General features: G+C 60.9%; 15 protein-coding genes and 1 tRNA gene. 11 read left to right on the top strand and 5 right to left on the bottom strand.

Translation table 11 applies throughout. The annotated features are described in order from the left end of the window. Window positions 1–125: 125 nt before the first annotated feature. Both BM052_RS18785 and BM052_RS18780 read right to left on the bottom strand, forming a co-directional pair. A complete protein-coding gene (locus BM052_RS18785; protein ID WP_091149368.1) occupies window positions 126–1,541 on the bottom strand; it encodes a dicarboxylate/amino acid:cation symporter in 1,416 nt (471 codons plus the stop codon). Window positions 1,542–1,713: 172 nt separating this feature from the next. Then, entirely contained in the window at window positions 1,714–4,500 is a 2,787-nt protein-coding gene (locus BM052_RS18780) for a TonB-dependent receptor plug domain-containing protein (protein ID WP_255406263.1), read from the bottom strand. A gap of 143 nt (window positions 4,501–4,643) precedes the next feature. Here BM052_RS18780 and BM052_RS18775 point away from each other — a divergent pair, with 143 nt between their 5' ends. The 7 genes from BM052_RS18775 to BM052_RS18745 all read left to right on the top strand — a co-directional run bounded on the left by BM052_RS18775 (window position 4,644) and on the right by BM052_RS18745 (window position 11,016). Further along, complete coding sequence (locus BM052_RS18775; RefSeq protein WP_255406262.1) at window positions 4,644–6,590, top strand: isoaspartyl peptidase/L-asparaginase; 1,947 nt, start codon at window positions 4,644–4,646, stop codon at window positions 6,588–6,590. Continuing rightward, the gene (locus BM052_RS18770) at window positions 6,590–7,033 is read left to right on the top strand and encodes an Lrp/AsnC family transcriptional regulator (RefSeq protein WP_255406261.1); all 444 of its coding nucleotides are present in this window, start codon (window positions 6,590–6,592) and stop codon (window positions 7,031–7,033) included. Before BM052_RS18775 ends, BM052_RS18770 begins: the two co-directional genes overlap by 1 nt. A gap of 79 nt (window positions 7,034–7,112) precedes the next feature. Further along, the gene (locus BM052_RS18765) at window positions 7,113–8,666 is read left to right on the top strand and encodes an N-acyl-D-amino-acid deacylase family protein (protein ID WP_091149363.1); all 1,554 of its coding nucleotides are present in this window, start codon (window positions 7,113–7,115) and stop codon (window positions 8,664–8,666) included. Next, window positions 8,666–9,973, top strand: a complete 1,308-nt coding sequence (gene alr, locus BM052_RS18760; protein ID WP_091149362.1) for an alanine racemase — start codon at window positions 8,666–8,668, stop codon at window positions 9,971–9,973. The genes BM052_RS18765 and alr overlap by 1 nt, the downstream gene beginning before the upstream one ends. Window positions 9,974–10,038: 65 nt before the next feature. After that, entirely contained in the window at window positions 10,039–10,527 is a 489-nt protein-coding gene (locus BM052_RS20495; protein WP_091149360.1) for a YjdF family protein, read from the top strand. Continuing rightward, complete coding sequence (locus BM052_RS18750; protein WP_091149358.1) at window positions 10,436–10,750, top strand: antirestriction protein ArdA; 315 nt, start codon at window positions 10,436–10,438, stop codon at window positions 10,748–10,750. Before BM052_RS20495 ends, BM052_RS18750 begins: the two co-directional genes overlap by 92 nt. Window positions 10,751–10,773: 23 nt before the next feature. Then, the gene (locus BM052_RS18745; RefSeq protein WP_255406260.1) at window positions 10,774–11,016 is read left to right on the top strand and encodes a hypothetical protein; all 243 of its coding nucleotides are present in this window, start codon (window positions 10,774–10,776) and stop codon (window positions 11,014–11,016) included. A 141-nt stretch (window positions 11,017–11,157) separates the two neighbouring features. On the opposite strand, the gene BM052_RS18740 is transcribed toward BM052_RS18745, so the two are convergent. Next, a tRNA-Pro gene (locus tag BM052_RS18740) sits at window positions 11,158–11,234 on the bottom strand. A gap of 287 nt (window positions 11,235–11,521) precedes the next feature. Continuing rightward, the gene (locus BM052_RS18735; RefSeq protein WP_091149371.1) at window positions 11,522–11,884 is read right to left on the bottom strand and encodes an IS66-like element accessory protein TnpA; all 363 of its coding nucleotides are present in this window, start codon (window positions 11,882–11,884) and stop codon (window positions 11,522–11,524) included. Between the two features lie 121 nt (window positions 11,885–12,005). On the opposite strand from BM052_RS18735, the gene BM052_RS18730 reads away from it, so the two are divergent. The 4 genes from BM052_RS18730 (at window position 12,006) to BM052_RS18715 (ending at window position 14,126) form a co-directional block, all read left to right on the top strand. Then, window positions 12,006–12,191 (top strand): hypothetical protein, encoded by a 186-nt coding sequence (locus BM052_RS18730; RefSeq protein ID WP_091149355.1) that lies wholly within the window; start codon window positions 12,006–12,008, stop codon window positions 12,189–12,191. Then, window positions 12,170–12,385, top strand: coding sequence for a hypothetical protein (locus tag BM052_RS18725; protein WP_177198571.1), 216 nt, complete (start codon window positions 12,170–12,172; stop codon window positions 12,383–12,385). Before BM052_RS18730 ends, BM052_RS18725 begins: the two co-directional genes overlap by 22 nt. 2 nt (window positions 12,386–12,387) lie before the next feature. Next, window positions 12,388–12,567, top strand: coding sequence for a hypothetical protein (locus tag BM052_RS18720; RefSeq protein ID WP_091149353.1), 180 nt, complete (start codon window positions 12,388–12,390; stop codon window positions 12,565–12,567). A 353-nt stretch (window positions 12,568–12,920) separates the two neighbouring features. Beyond that, a complete protein-coding gene (locus BM052_RS18715; protein ID WP_091149369.1) occupies window positions 12,921–14,126 on the top strand; it encodes a tyrosine-type recombinase/integrase in 1,206 nt (401 codons plus the stop codon). On the opposite strand, the gene BM052_RS18710 is transcribed toward BM052_RS18715, so the two are convergent. Next, window positions 14,107–14,295, bottom strand: coding sequence for a helix-turn-helix domain-containing protein (locus tag BM052_RS18710; RefSeq protein WP_091149352.1), 189 nt, complete (start codon window positions 14,293–14,295; stop codon window positions 14,107–14,109). The genes BM052_RS18715 and BM052_RS18710 overlap by 20 nt on opposite strands. Between the last annotated feature and the right edge of the window lie 202 nt (window positions 14,296–14,497).

The following is a 14,497-nucleotide window of genomic DNA, read 5'->3' as shown; positions in this document are numbered from 1 at the left end:
CGGTTCCAAACCGTCAGGCCGCGTTAGCGACCTGAACCAGCCGCTTTGAGCGGCTCACATCGTAAAGCCCCCGGCTCTGCCGGGGGATACTTACTTTCCCAAAATAATTTAATATAAATCTCGGATTATTTAGGAGTAATCATGAATTTTGGAAAATTAAATGCTCTCATATGCAAATGACGGACAGGAATTAAGGGCGCTTGATTTGGGCGCAGAGCTGCTCGCATAGTCGTCTGATCTATGACTCTGCATCGATTTGTCGCTGTGGTGGCGAGGGGGGGTGTCGCATCGCCTGACAAGTGGGCAGCGTCGGCGTCCGGAAAGTTGCGCGTACTTTCCCATTTGGCGATAACAGCGGTGGCGATGGCGTTACCGAAAACATTGGTCGCGGTACGGCCCATATCCATGAAATGGTCGATCGCGAGAAGCAAGGCCACCCCCTCGACAGGCAACTGGAACTGGCTGAGCGTGGCGGCAATGATGACCAGGCTCGCGCGCGGGACCGCTGCGGTTCCTTTGCTCGTCACCATCAGGACAAGCAGCATGATGATCTGCGTCGCGACCGGGAGATCGATATCGTAGGCCTGCGCGAGGAAAATCGTCGCGAAGGCCGCATACATCATCGAGCCGTCGAGATTGAAGCTGTAGCCCAGCGGGAGCACGAAACTATAGATGCGGCGCGGCACCCCGAAGCGATCGAGTTGCTCGAGAATCTTGGGATAGGCCGCCTCTGAGGAGGCTGTGGAGAAGGCGATCAGAACAGGCTCTCGGACATACGTGACCAGAGCCAACATCTTCCTGCCGAGGAACATCGCTCCCGCCACGAAGAGCGCAGCCCACAGGACAAGCAAGGCGAGATAGAATTCACCGATCAACTGACCGAAGGTCTTGAGCACGCTCGGACCCTGGACGGTGACAACTGACGCCAACGCGCCGAAAACCGCTAGAGGCGCAAAGCGCATGACATAGCCGGTGGTCTGCAGCATCAGCGCCGCGAGCCCGTCAACCAGACTCAGCACCGGCTTTCCCTTTTCGCCGATAGCCGCGAGTGCCACGCCTATGAAAAGCGAAAAGACAACGATCTGGAGGACGGAATTGTCCGCCATGGACGCGATCATCGACGTTGGGAATATGTGGAGGATGAAATCGCGAAAGTTGAACGCCGCCGTGTCGATCCCGGATGGGGCACCGCTGCGAACCAAGTGGAGCCCGGCGCCGGGTTCGAAAAAATTGACCAGGACGAGGCCAAGGGACAGCGACACAAGGCTGGCCATGACGAACCATGCCAATGCTCGTCCGCCAATCCGTCCGACTGCCGCTGTGTCGCCCATATGAGCAATACCGGTGACGAGCGTAGAGAACACCAGCGGCGCGATGATCATCTGGATCAGGTGCAGGAAGATGTCGGCCAGCAAGTGGAAATAGCCGCCGACCTCCTTCGCCCGATCCGCGTCGCCTGCTGTTACGACATTCGCCCACAAGCCTGCGCCGATGCCCAGGATCATGCCGGCGAGAATGAAGGCTGTCAGCCGATTGCGCATTGAGGAAATCCAATTCCAGCTGGACGGCAGACAAGACTGATGAACCGTCAATTGGCCCGGGCGGAGGGCCTGACGATCGCAAGTCAGCGGAAGATCGGGAAATCAGTGAGTTTGGCGGATGACATGTGTGGCTCGCGGCCAAAAGTTCGACCGCGAGCCGGATGATATGTCCTTACAGCGCCGAACCGCCGAGCTTGTAGGTGAGTTGCAGGAAGACGCTGCGGCCCACACTGTCGAACCAGCTGATATCGTAATACGGATAGCTGGCGTAAGTCGGGTCCTTCACCGGGTTCGTGTCGAGCACGTTGATCACGCTCAGCGAGCCGCGTAGGTGATCGGTGAAATCATACTGCAGCGTAGTGTTGAACAGGTAGCTGGCCTTGATGTAGGCGTCCTCGTCGTAATTGGGCAGCTTGCCCAGACGCTGGCCTTCCACGGTCCACTTCAGCCCTTCGAGTGACCACGTGATGCTGGCGGTCGATTTGTCGCGCGGGATGTCATACCCGCTGTCATAGGCCAGCTTGTTGATCGCTGCATCGCCCGGATACTGACGGAAGCTGTGCGTGAAGACATGGGTGTGTGCCAGCGACAGGTTGAATTCGCCAAAGCTGGTCGGCAGGTTGCCGTGAACGGCGATGTCGATCCCGTTGGTGCGTTCATGCGCGATGTTGATGGGGTTGATCGCGACATAGTCGATCTGTCCATCATTTACGCCACCGACGAAGCGATGCACACGGGCGAGTGCGTCCAGACAGGTGGGTGAATTGGGATCGGCCGTCCCTCCGACATCAGGCGAGCACTGCGCCTCGTCTCGCAGCAACTGGTCTATGCTGAGGTCGCGAACCTGGTTGGACAGCGACACGCTGAAATAATCGACGGAGATGTCGAAACGCCGTGATGGTGACCAGACTACGCCAGCGTTCAGCGATTTGGCGGTCTCCGGGTTCAGGCCGCGATTGCCGGTCCTCTGGGCGACAATGGTCTGCTCATAGTCGGCGCAATCACTGAATGATGCGGAAGGATTGTCGGCACGGCAAAGCTTGTAGTCGGTCGCGCCCGGATGGGTATTGCCGGGGCCGGTGAAGACATAGTGCAGGTCGGGCGCCCGGAAGCTGGTGCCATAGGCGGCGCGCAGCAGAAGCGACCGCGTGGGCCGCAGTTCCGCGCCGCCATTGTAGGTGAACTTGCCGATGCCGCGCCCGGCGAAGTGAAAGCGGTCATAGCGCGCGGCGCCTGACAGTTGGAGGAAACTGGTGACCGGCACACGTACTTCGCCGCCGAGCGCCCAATGCGTGCGGGTACCATAGCCATCGCTGTCCTTGAGCGCGTAGTAATAGTCGGTCAGTGCCAGCGGATCGGGGTTGAGGTCATAGCCCTGCTTGCCACCTTCCGCGACTACGGCGAGGCCCACCGGACCCGCAGGCAAGCGAAACAGTTCGGTCGTATTGACCGTGACCGCCAGATTGTCGTTCCAACTCCTGGGATTATAGACACTGTAAGCCGAGATGCTGTCATATTCCGTCTGCGTCAGAGGCGTATAGAGACGGCTGGGATCTGCGTTGAAAATCGGGTAGCCGCTATCCGCGTCCACACCTTGCTGCTCGCCAAGGAAGAGCGCATTGGCCTTGGCAGCAATAATCTGAGGAAACTGGACCTTCGACTTGTACTCGCTATGGTTGAAGGAGACCTCATAACTCCATTTGTCGTCAATTTTGCCCCTCACGCCCGGAGTAATGCTAAAGGTCGTCTGGCGGTTACGGGTCATAACCTTGGAAAAGCCGCCCGATTCTTCGGGCGTGAACTGGCGATACCAGTCATCCAGGGTCCCGTCATAGCTGTTGTAGAAAGTGCTGTCGCTGCTGCCCGCAGCATTCTGGTATCCCCAGTCCAGCACGTCGGGCATGAGCGTGACCTTGCTGATGCCGAACTGCGCATCGACGAAAAGGTTAACCGCATCGGAGATATCGAACCCTGCGGAAGCGTAGCTGTTGAACCCTTCGCGCCGCGAGATGATCGTGCCGTAGCCGATCGAGGTCTGGCTGCCACAGTAATAGCCCGGACCATAATCATCGAGCACCGGATCATAGGCGCCGTAGCGCGGGCGAGAGGCGTAATAGGTCGATCCGCCATTTAGATAGGACAACCCCGCGCACGTCGCCGCGCCGGGATCGATATATTCGTCTGCATCGGCATTGCGGCGCACAAATACCCGCCGTGCGATCTGCGATCGTGCGGTGGGGCCATCGGCAGTGCTGTCCTGAATGCTGCGCTGGTAGCCCCAGATCGGCCGTTGAAGTGAATATTCTACGCCGCCGACGACGTGGAACCGGTCCTTCGACCAGCCGCTGGTAATCGCCAGCCGATTGGACGAGCCGCCGCCATGCTCGGTTTGCCCGTGGCGGAAATCGATCGTCGTCCCGTCGACATCCTTCTTCATGATGAAGTTGATGACACCGGCGATCGCGTCCGATCCGTAGATGGCAGAGGCGCTGCCGCTCAGCACCTCGACCCGCTCGATCAGGCCGACGGGGATGTTGGAAATGTCGGTGAAATTGCTTTGCCCCTGGAAAGGCAGCGGGAAATCCGCGATGCGGCGCCCATTGACCAGAACCAGGGTGTGGTTGGGGCCAAGCCCGCGCAGGTCGACCTGCTGCGCGCCGGGGGTGAAGCTTGCGCCGCTGAAGGATTGCTGACTCTGCGTCTCGCCGCCGTTCTGGGTCACGGCGCGCAGAATGTCCGGAACGCTGGTATAGCCGTTGGCGCGGATCGTGTCCGAATTGATGACCGTGACCGGCGCCGGACCTTCTTTCGCGACGCGCGGGATGCGCGAGCCGGTGACGACGATGTCTCCCTCTTTGACACCTTCACTGTCGCTGCTTTGCGCATAGGCCTGACCTGCAAGCAATGGCAGGCACGACCCCAGCCCAAGAACCCATTTCACCCTGCGCAATCTGTTCACGGACATTGAATCCCCCTTCTTTCGACTCAAAAACCCTATGTTGCAGCACGGTAAATCAGAGATTTCGGCACACATCAATCATTATGACATAAAATTTGAACATTTTGTTTTTATACATGAGCATTTTGTGTAACAAATTGCTCATGTATCACGGACTCGAGGATATGATGCGACGCCACACACGAATTTTGATCATGCTGGCCACCTGCCTTTCCGGGATAGGCGCGGCGCAGGCAAAGTCATCGGACTATCGCCACTATGTGCAGGGCGATCTGAAAGCGGCGACGACGCAGCCCGTGACCGGGGGCCTCCTCCTGATGGGTGGCGGCGATCACAATCTCGATGCCATGAAATGGTTCTTCGCCAAGGCGGGGCACGGGCACATCGTTATTCTGCGAGCCTCGCAGGCGGGGCAGGCCAGTGTGGAATTCTACCGCGAGATCGGCGGCATTCTCTCTGCTGAAACCTTCGTCTTCAAGAATCGCGACGCCTCATACGATCCGAAGATTCTGGATGCCCTCAAGCGTGCTGACGGCATATTCATCGCAGGCGGGGACCAGTCGGACTATGTCAAATTCTGGCGTGGTACGCCGGTTGCCGAAATTCTCGATGCCCACGTTGCAACCGGAAAGCCGCTCGGCGGCACCAGCGCCGGCCTCGCCATGCTGGGCGAGAAGCTCTACGGCTGCATGGACAGTATCAGCTTCACCTCACCCGAAGGGCTCGCCGATCCTTTCCAGGCGCGGAACACCATCGAGGGCGATTTTCTGCACCTCGCCCTGCTCAAAGGCGTGCTGACCGATTCCCATTTCTCGCAGCGGGACCGCCTTGGACGGCTCTTCGCCTTTGTTGCCAAGGCACAGCTCGATCGCCCAGCGGATGCACCACCAATCCTAGGCCTAGGCGTCGATGAGGCAGCAGCGCTGGCGGTCGAACCCGACGGAACCGGACGGATCTACGCGACCGCGCAGGACGCGGCCGTCTGGCTGGTCGATGGCGCCTCGCTGCGCGTGCCGAACCGACCCGGCGCGCTTCAGGCACCCCGTATCCATGTGATCGGCGTCGGTCATCAATCGGTGATCCACCTGCCCAGCGGCAAGGTCGATAGCCCCGCCTTTGATCGCTATTATTCGGCCAGCGGTGGCAAGATGGCCGTGGTGCCGCGCTGGTCGCTCGCCATCCACGGCGGCGCGGGCGTGATCGAGCGTGGTGACCTGACGCCCGAGAAGGAAAAGGCTTATCGCTCAGGCCTGGACGAGGCTCTGCGAGCGGGGGCCGCAGTCCTCGAAAAGGGCGGCGCCTCGCTCGACGCGGTGGAGGCCGCCGTGCGCGTGCTCGAAGATAATCCGCTGTTCAATGCCGGACGCGGTGCGGTCTTCACGGCCGAAGGGCGCAATGAACTCGATGCCGCGATCATGGACGGCAGGACGCAGAAGGCCGGAGCGGTCGCGGGCGTCACTCGCACGCGCCATCCAGTGGACCTGGCCCGCGCCGTTATGGATCAGACCCCCCATGTGATGCTCACCGGTGCGGGCGCTGATGCCTTCTCCAAGGAGAAAGGCTTGGAACAGGTCGATCCATCCTGGTTCCGTACGGATGAGCGCTGGCAGCAACTGCTCGCCTGGCGCCAGAAGCAGGTGGCCGCCGTCGATCAGACGCATTTATTTGGCACTGTCGGTGCCGTGGCTATCGATGAGCGCGGCGATCTCGCGGCCGCCACCTCCACCGGTGGCATGACCGGCAAGCGCTGGGGCCGGGTTGGCGATTCGCCGATCATCGGCGCCGGGACATATGCCAAAAACGGCCAATGCGCCGTTTCCGCCACCGGATCGGGCGAATATTTCATTCGGGAGAGTGCAGCCCGGCAGGTTTGCGATCGGGTCGCATGGCATGGCGAAAGCCTTGCCGGTGCCGCCAAGGCGACAATCCAATCGGTTGGCGCTATCGGAGGCGACGGTGGCTTGATTGCAATGGGCGAGGAAGGTGTGCCGGCCTTTGCCATCAACGATCTCGGGATGTACCGTGGCGGAATTGCGGCCGGTTCACCCGCTCGAACGGCCATTTACAGCGATGAGACAATGGAGCCATGATGAATCTTCCGTTGCGGCTGGATGACATCGACGAACGTCTGCTGATCCTGCTGCGCGACAATGCGCGCGAACCCATCGCCCATCTCGCCAAGGAACTTGGTCTCTCGCGCAATCATATCTATTCGCGACTGGCCAAGCTGGAAGAAGACGGCGTGGTCGCGGGATATACGGTCCGGCTGGGCAACGTCTATTCCGCCAGCCGCGTGCGCGCACACATGATGATCAAGACCCTGCCTCGCTTCCGGCGGGAGGTGGAAAAGGCACTCGAGAAAATCCAGCATATCCAAGCGATTTACGCGATCAGCGGCGAATACGACATCATCGTGATGCTCGAAGCCGAGGACGGTTCTCAACTCAACGAACTGATCGATGACATCGGCCTACTCGAAGGCGTGGAGCGCACGACGACCTCGCTGCTGCTCGCGACCAAGCTCGAAAGGTGAGTGGTCCGGCGGAGCAGCCGGACCACTCACCATAATCTCGAAAAAATGGACTGAAGCGTTGAACGCGAAGGGGGCAACTGTGCGCAATTCGAAGATTCTCGTGCGAACAATTCGCAAGCTGGGCACCTGGGTGTTGCTGTTCGGCGTGGCCTTGCCGTTCCCAGCCACTGCCGCATCCACGCTGATCACCGGCGCCGATGTCTATGATGGCTCGGGCGCGCCCGCGCGGCGCGTTTCGGTCCGGGTCGAGGATGACCGCATCGTCGCCGTTGGCAGCCTGCGCCCGCACCGGGGTGAAACCGTGATCGATGCGCGCGGGCTAACGCTCGCCCCGGGCTTCATCGACAGCCACAGCCATCATGATCGCGGCGATTTTTCCAACCCGTCGATGCCGCCGCTGCTCGCACAGGGCGTGACCACCATCGTGGTTGGGCAGGACGGAGAGAGCGATGGGCCTTTTGCCGATCTCGCCGCCCGGTTCGCGGCGCATCCCGCTGCCGTCAATGTCGCTGCCTATACCGGTCACGGCTACCTGCGCGAGCGGGTTATGGGTACGGATTACAAGCGGGTCGCCGCTCCGGCGGAAGTCGCGGCGATGCAGGCCCTGCTCGCGGCGGATCTCAATGCAGGCTCGCTGGGCCTGTCCACCGGCCTCGAATATGATCCCGGCATTTATTCGAACCATGACGAAGTACTGGCGCTCGCCCGCACCGCGGCAGGGGGCGGTGGACGCTATATCAGCCACATGCGCAGCGAGGATACCGGCTTCGACGCCGCGCTCGACGAACTTCTCGACATCGGGGAGAAGACCGGCATCCAGGTGCAGGTCTCGCACATCAAGTTGGGGTTAGTGGATCGCTGGGGCGGCGCGAAGGCGGTGCTGGCGAAGCTCGACGCAGCGCGTGCGCGGGGCATCGACGTGACCGCCGATGTCTACCCCTACGAATATTGGCAATCGACGCTGACGGTGCTGTTTCCGAAGCGGGACTTCACCGACCTTTCCGCGGCGCGCTTCGCGCTCACGCATCTCACGACACCCGAAGGCATGCGTCTGGGACTATATGCACCTGATCCATCGCTTGTCGGGCATACGATCGCCGAGATCGCAGCCCAGCACCACGAGGAACCGGCTGCTACCTACCTTTGGCTGATCCAGAAATCCGAGGTATGGAAAGCCGATCATCCGGAACAGGCGGACAAGGCAGAGGCGGTGATCGGAACCGCGATGGACCCAAATGATGTCGCCGATTTCGTTACCTGGCCGCACAGCAACATCTGCTCGGACGGGATGATCGGTTCACGCCATCCGCGCGGCGCAGGCGCCTTTGCCAAGGTGCTGCGGCTTTATGTCCGTGAACAGCATCGGCTGACGCTGGCCGAGGCGATCCGCAAGATGACCTCGCTCGCCGCGGATCATGTCGGCATCAAGGGTCGCGGCCTGATCCGCGCCGGCTACAAGGCCGATCTGGTATTATTCGATCCCGATCGCATCACCGACCGGGCAACGGTAGAGAGTCCGGGCGCGCTGGCTGTCGGCGTTTCGGACGTCATGGTGAACGGGGCGATGGTCTATCGGGATGGCAGATCGACCGGCACCTTTCCCGGACGGTTTTTGAAGCGGGGGCAGGAATGATGAAGCGGCGGAGCTTTCTTGCAGCCGGGACAGGACTTGCCTTTGCGGCCGCGTCGCGGGCAATGGCAGCGCCGATCCTCTCCGCCGACAATTTTGGCCTAACGCTGGCACAGGCGAGACGGAGAAACGGCTGGATTGAAATTGACACCAAAGCTTTCGAAACCAACATCGACACGATCCGCGCATTGATCGGTCCCGTGCATCTGTGCGCAGTGATGAAGGCGGACGCTTATGGCAACGGCATCGCTCTGCTGATGCCCTCGATCCTGAAAAAGCGGATCGGCGATGTGGCGATCACCTCGAACGACGAGGCCAGGGTCGCCCGCCAGCTCGGCTATCGCGGCCGCCTGATCCGCATCCGCACGGCGACGCCCGAGGAAATGGAAGACGGGATACCCTTGGCCATCGAGGAACTGATCGGCAATCCCGAAGCTGCGGCACGCCTGCAGCAACTGGCGCGCGACAAGGGCCGACGGGGAAGGCTGCCGGTGCATCTCGCGCTCAACAGCGGCGGCATGTCGCGCAACGGCATCGAGCTTTCGACCGACTACGGCAAGGCTGATGCGCGAGCCCTGCTGGCATTCGACAGGCTCGTGATCGCAGGCGTGATGACTCATTATCCGAGCGAAGAGGAGCCGGACATTCTCGGCCAGTTGCAGCATTACCGCGAGGATCTGACATGGCTACAGTCGCAGGGTCTTAAGACGAGCGCTATGGCCCTCCACACTGCGAACAGCTTCGCCACGCTTAAGCATCGAGAGACGTGGCTCGACATGGTGCGTGTGGGCGGCCTGCTTTACGGAGATCCCGGCTCGGTTAAGACCGATGCCTATCGGCCCACCATGGCGATCAAGTCGCGCGTGGCCGCGATCAATCACTACCCGGCGGGTCAAACGGTCAACTATGATCGTACTTTTCAATTAGAGCGGGAAAGCTGGCTGGCCAATATTCCGCTCGGCTACTCGGACGGCTACCGGCGGGGCTTCAGCCACGCCAACCTTCCAAAGTTCCCCTCCGAGACGCGCAATCGCACCGAAGTCCTGATCCGTGGCCGGCGTTTCCCGGTGGTAGGCCGCGTCACGATGAACACGATGATGGTGGACGTGACGGAGGGCCGAGATCTGGTCCGCCTTGATGATGAAGTCGTGTTGTTCGGCGCGCAGGGCGGCCAGCACATCACGCAGGCGGAGTTCGAGACCAACAGTTCGGCCTATGGTCCCGAGATGCTGGCCGTGCTTGGCGCTACCCTGCCTCGCGTGCTGATGCCGGGCGGCGCCAACGGCGATGACAGCCGGTCACCCGCGTGATATCGCGGCGCAGTCGGAAAAAGACAGTCCGGTTGAGGTGAGCCCGGACATCCCGCAAGGGTCTTCTGTCGTACCGCCCATCGGTACGACCCTCGGCGCTCGATGACGCGCGTCTGGAGGAAATCGCCATATCTACGCGAACTATCACGTCTATATTCTTCGACGGCCAGTTCTGGGTCGCGGAAATAGAGAGGCACGGGGAAACACAGATCGAGGTCGCCCGGCATTGTTTCGGGCCGGAGCCTACCAATGCGGAATTGCTGGAATGGGTCAGCCAAGATATGCCCCGGCTACCCTTCCATGTTCGAATGGACGCCGGCGTACCACTTGAAACCAGGCGCCGCTGTCCGAAGAAGATACGGCGGATGGTTGAGGCGGAGACCGGCAGGATGGGATTCAGTACCAAGGCGCAGGAAGCCTTGAAAGCGGGTATGGAAGAATGGAAGGAGGCCCGGCGAGCATGTGAGCGAACTTGCCGCATTCATTGCCGAGCATGGCGCGCTGGGCGCAGCCCTGTTGGAGCATTGCAACGGCGCATTGGACGAAGCCCGTAAAGCCATTGAGGACCGCCATCTTGGTAGCTATGCCAGCCTTGCCGATTATGTGCAGGAGGTGACGGAGGACAGCACCGCTATTCCCGAAACGCTGCGCCACTATATCGACTGGCAGGCCATGGCTCGCGATGCCGCGATCAATGGTGACCTGTTCACCGTGCAGACCGCATGGGATGCCGTGCACGTGTTCGCGGGGCAACGCAATCCCAGACCTACAGCCTGACATGGCAGGGCATCACGATTCGCGTGGTGCATACGCCCCGGCGCTGGAACGCCATTGAACATCTGGAGATTCGCAGCGTTGCGCCCGAAGTCGCGGTGCTGCCCATCACCAGCACCGGCTATCGATCGCACTTCCTGCCCATCGGCACCGTTGATGCCCATGGCGGCGATGTAGTGACGCAGGTGACGGCATGGTTGAATGAGGCAGCCGCCAAGCCTGATTGGCAGGCGCACGTCAAGGCCAGCAGGCAGGGCAGCCTGTTCTAACCAGAAAAGGGGGCGGCTCGCCCGCGCCTCGAATCATCAAGGCACGAGCAAATCCGCATTTACTTCTACACAGTTCCTGCACAGGCAAAAACTGGCAGTTTTTTCGCTTAAAATTCAAGATCATAGAGAGATCTTGAATTGTGGTCGGGGAGAGAGGATTCGAACCTCCGGCCCCTGCCTCCCGAAGACAGTGCTCTACCAGGCTGAGCTACTCCCCGACCGATCGGGCCGCGGCAAGGCGGCTCGAGGCAGGAGCGGGCCTATAGAGAGCGTTTCATGAGGTGGCAAGGGGCCAATGCGCAATTCCCAGGGCAATCGCTTCAGGTTAACGGCATAGCGCGCTTCGTCGGACTGTGATTGTCATGTTCGTGGTCAAGGGCTTGGATCGAGCTTGTCCGTTCCGCATGAGCGGCGAGGGTATGTAGCGCTGCGCCTGGTAGGGAGCGACGGCTGTCGCACGGCGCCAGCGACAGATAGATCTTCGCCGACGGCGGCAGCGCCAGGCTCAACGATCCATCTCCCCGACCACTTCGAGGACCAGCTTCAGCGCCGCCCGGTCAACTAGCCGGTCGACGGACACCGTGAAGCCGCCTTGGCCTTGAATCTCGATCCGGCCGCTCTCGCCCGACATCGCCGGCGGGGCAGAACTGGTAAGTTTCACCGGCACGAACCCGGCCATCGCGCTCTGCAGCAATTGCCTGCGCCAAGTGTAGAGTTGGCCCGTCCCGATCCCATGCCTGCGCGCGACCACCGCCATGATGGCGCCCGGCCGCGTCGCTTCCTTGAGAATGGCCAGCTTCTCGTCGTCGCTCCACCGCCGGCGTCGCTCCACTCGCACAACCGCTCCGCCATCACGGCGAGCGCTCATACGAGGCTCGCTTGACTGCTCGATATCCACTCGCAAGGCCTCCATCTGCCCCGCGAAATTCACCCCATCCGCGCACCGCACAAGGCCGGGTTCCGTCGGCGCTTACAAGAGGGGCATGCCAATGGAACTGTTGTTCAAACGGGAGCAAACCTCGGGCCGGTTGAGCCGGTTCAACTTCAAGCTCTGGGGAAAGTTCGAAGTAAGCGGTGACGAGCAAGCGCTGATCGATCGTTACGATTTGGACGAATCGGTGCTGAGGCGCAAAGGCACCTGGCGCAGTGGATCTTGCAACCGATCGTCAACGTGATGGCGGAGGAGGCCAGCGCCAAACTCGCCAGCGCCGTCACAATCGACGTGGTGCGCCCCGCTCAGGCATTCGACGCGGGTGGACGTGCTCGCGCCTTCGGTGCCATGGTGCAGGCCCTCACACAGGCCAAGGAGGCGGGCCTGGACCCTCAAGCGGGTGAAGACGCGCTCTCATTTATCGATTGGGCAGATTGACGATGGAAGATACCGGATTGGTCAAGGTAGCCGCAGAGATGGCGGCATCGCTGTGGTTCCATGAGCATCAGCGCAGCGCGAAGGAAGCCGACTGGCCTGCATACTTCGCACTGGTGCGCGAATGCAGCCTCGCCCTTCAAGGCAAGGTGCCCACGAAAAAGTACGACATCAGCGCGTTCTAAGCGCCTGCGACATGTCGCATCCATGTTGCATGGACTTGCCGGGGCCACGCGGAAAATGGCGGAAAACTGCGAAAGTCCATGTAGCAGGATGCGACAGCCCCAAGGGGGCCATTCCATCCGCTAAATCGCTAATTTATAAGGGAAATGGATGGTAGCGGAGGAGGCGCTATAACTTTCGTCTCAGGCAATTTCAGAGCGTCTCCAACTACTCTGTAAAATCAGCGATTTATCTTGTAACGTGTTCGTGGTCGGTCGCCCTGAATCGCCTGAATTCCCGCTGAAATGTGGGAACGATTGTGGGACCAAATACCCCTCATTTTGGCGGTATGAATCCTGACAGGGACTCGAACCTGATGGCGCTGACAGTATTGAAAGTGAAGAACGCGAAGCCCGGTCGCCACGTCGATGGCAGGGGCTTGTGCCTGGTCGTAAAGCCGAGCGGTGCGCGCACCTGGGTGCTACGCATGCAGTTGAAAGGCCATCGCCGCGACTACGGGCTGGGATCGGCGCATGATGTTTCGCTGGCCGATGCCAGAACAGCGGCAGCGGAATTGCGCCGCCGGGTTCGTGACGGCTACGATCCTGTCGCCGAGCGGCGCAAGGCGCGCAAGGTCATACCGACCTTTGAAGCCGCAACCCGCACGTGTCATGAAACGCTGGGCGACGGTTGGAAGGACGGGCATCATGCCCGCTGGTTGTCTGGTTTTGAACGCCACCTCTTTCCGCGCATCGGCAAGAAGCCGGTCGACAAGGTGGACAGCGCCTGCGTCGTCGAGGCGCTGTCCCCGATATGGCTGGAGATACCGGAAACGGCGCGGCGCTTGCTCCAGCGCATTGGCGTGGTGCTCGATTTTGCACACGTGAAAGGCTGGGTGCCCGACGAGGTGTCGTTGCGTTCGGTGCGCAAGGGCTTGCCGCGCCAAAACGACAAGCGGGGACACATGGAGGCCATGCCCTATGCCGATGTCCCGGCCCTGATGCAGAAGCTTGCCGCCGCGGCTCCGACGACCGGGCGCGATGCCCTGCGCTTCACGATCTACAACGCCGTGCGGTCCAACGAGACGCGCCTTGCGGTCTGGACCGAGTTCGACCTCGACAATGCCGTATGGACCATCCCCGGCGAGCGGATGAAGGCGGGCGAAACCCATGTCGTACCGCTCTCGGCACCGGTTGTGGCACTGCTTCGCAAGCGCTGGAATGACCGGACCAGCGACACTGGTCTGGTCTTTTCCAATGACGGCAAGAAGCCGATCAGCGACATGACCATGACCAAGCTGCTGCGCGACGATGGCTTCCCGAGCATCACCGTTCACGGTTTTCGATCCACCTTTACGGACTGGGCCGCTGAATGCACCGAGTTTCCCAAAGAGGTCGCCGACAAGGCACTCGCCCACAAGCTGCCCAACAAAGTGGAGGCGGCTTATCGCCGGACGGATTTCTTTGACAAGCGTCGTAGCCTTATGGCCCTCTGGGCAGAATATCTGGACAAGGAGCCTGTGAAGGCAGGCGATGAGCCACCCGGTTCCGAGCCCGCGCTTCCTACCCGCCGCGCCGCCTGACCAGATCGCGCAGGCTGGCGGTGGTTACGCGAGTGGCCTTGCCCAGCTTCACCGTCTTCACCTCGCCAGCCGCGATCAGTTCATAGAGCTTGGTGCGCCCTACCCCGATCATGCGCGCAGCCTCGTTGACCCGCACGCAGATCGGTTCGGGCGCCGGTTGCGGCTTCATCGTGTGTGGCTGCCGACCCGGTTCTCGCGATAACCGGCGGGATCGGCAATCCAGCGATTGATCGAGGATTCGTGCCAGCCAGCGCCGTGTATGCTGATCCGTACTTTGTCCAAGGATTTCGGGCGCTTGCGTACGGAATCCTGACATGGAGGAACCCGCGGGCCCCATACACTGATCTATGGGTAAAAAGGCTCTGGGATGT

Source organism: Novosphingobium sp. CF614 (assembly GCF_900113255.1).
In the GTDB taxonomy this organism is placed as follows: domain Bacteria; phylum Pseudomonadota; class Alphaproteobacteria; order Sphingomonadales; family Sphingomonadaceae; genus Novosphingobium.
Note: the sequence above shows the minus strand (reverse complement) of the source record. Positions and strands in the feature narration are given on the sequence as shown.

Coding starts and splice junctions, on each gene's coding strand:
- BM052_RS18720 (WP_091149353.1), top strand. CDS start 12,388: ATGGAAGATACCGGATTGGTCAAGGTAGCCGCAGAGATGGCGGCATCG.
- BM052_RS18735 (WP_091149371.1), bottom strand. CDS start 11,884: ATGAGCGCTCGCCGTGATGGCGGAGCGGTTGTGCGAGTGGAGCGACGC.
- alr (WP_091149362.1), top strand. CDS start 8,666: ATGAAGCGGCGGAGCTTTCTTGCAGCCGGGACAGGACTTGCCTTTGCG.
- BM052_RS18715 (WP_091149369.1), top strand. CDS start 12,921: ATGGCGCTGACAGTATTGAAAGTGAAGAACGCGAAGCCCGGTCGCCAC.
- BM052_RS18710 (WP_091149352.1), bottom strand. CDS start 14,295: ATGAAGCCGCAACCGGCGCCCGAACCGATCTGCGTGCGGGTCAACGAG.
- BM052_RS18770 (WP_255406261.1), top strand. CDS start 6,590: ATGAATCTTCCGTTGCGGCTGGATGACATCGACGAACGTCTGCTGATC.
- BM052_RS18775 (WP_255406262.1), top strand. CDS start 4,644: ATGTATCACGGACTCGAGGATATGATGCGACGCCACACACGAATTTTG.
- BM052_RS18785 (WP_091149368.1), bottom strand. CDS start 1,541: ATGCGCAATCGGCTGACAGCCTTCATTCTCGCCGGCATGATCCTGGGC.
- BM052_RS18730 (WP_091149355.1), top strand. CDS start 12,006: ATGGAACTGTTGTTCAAACGGGAGCAAACCTCGGGCCGGTTGAGCCGG.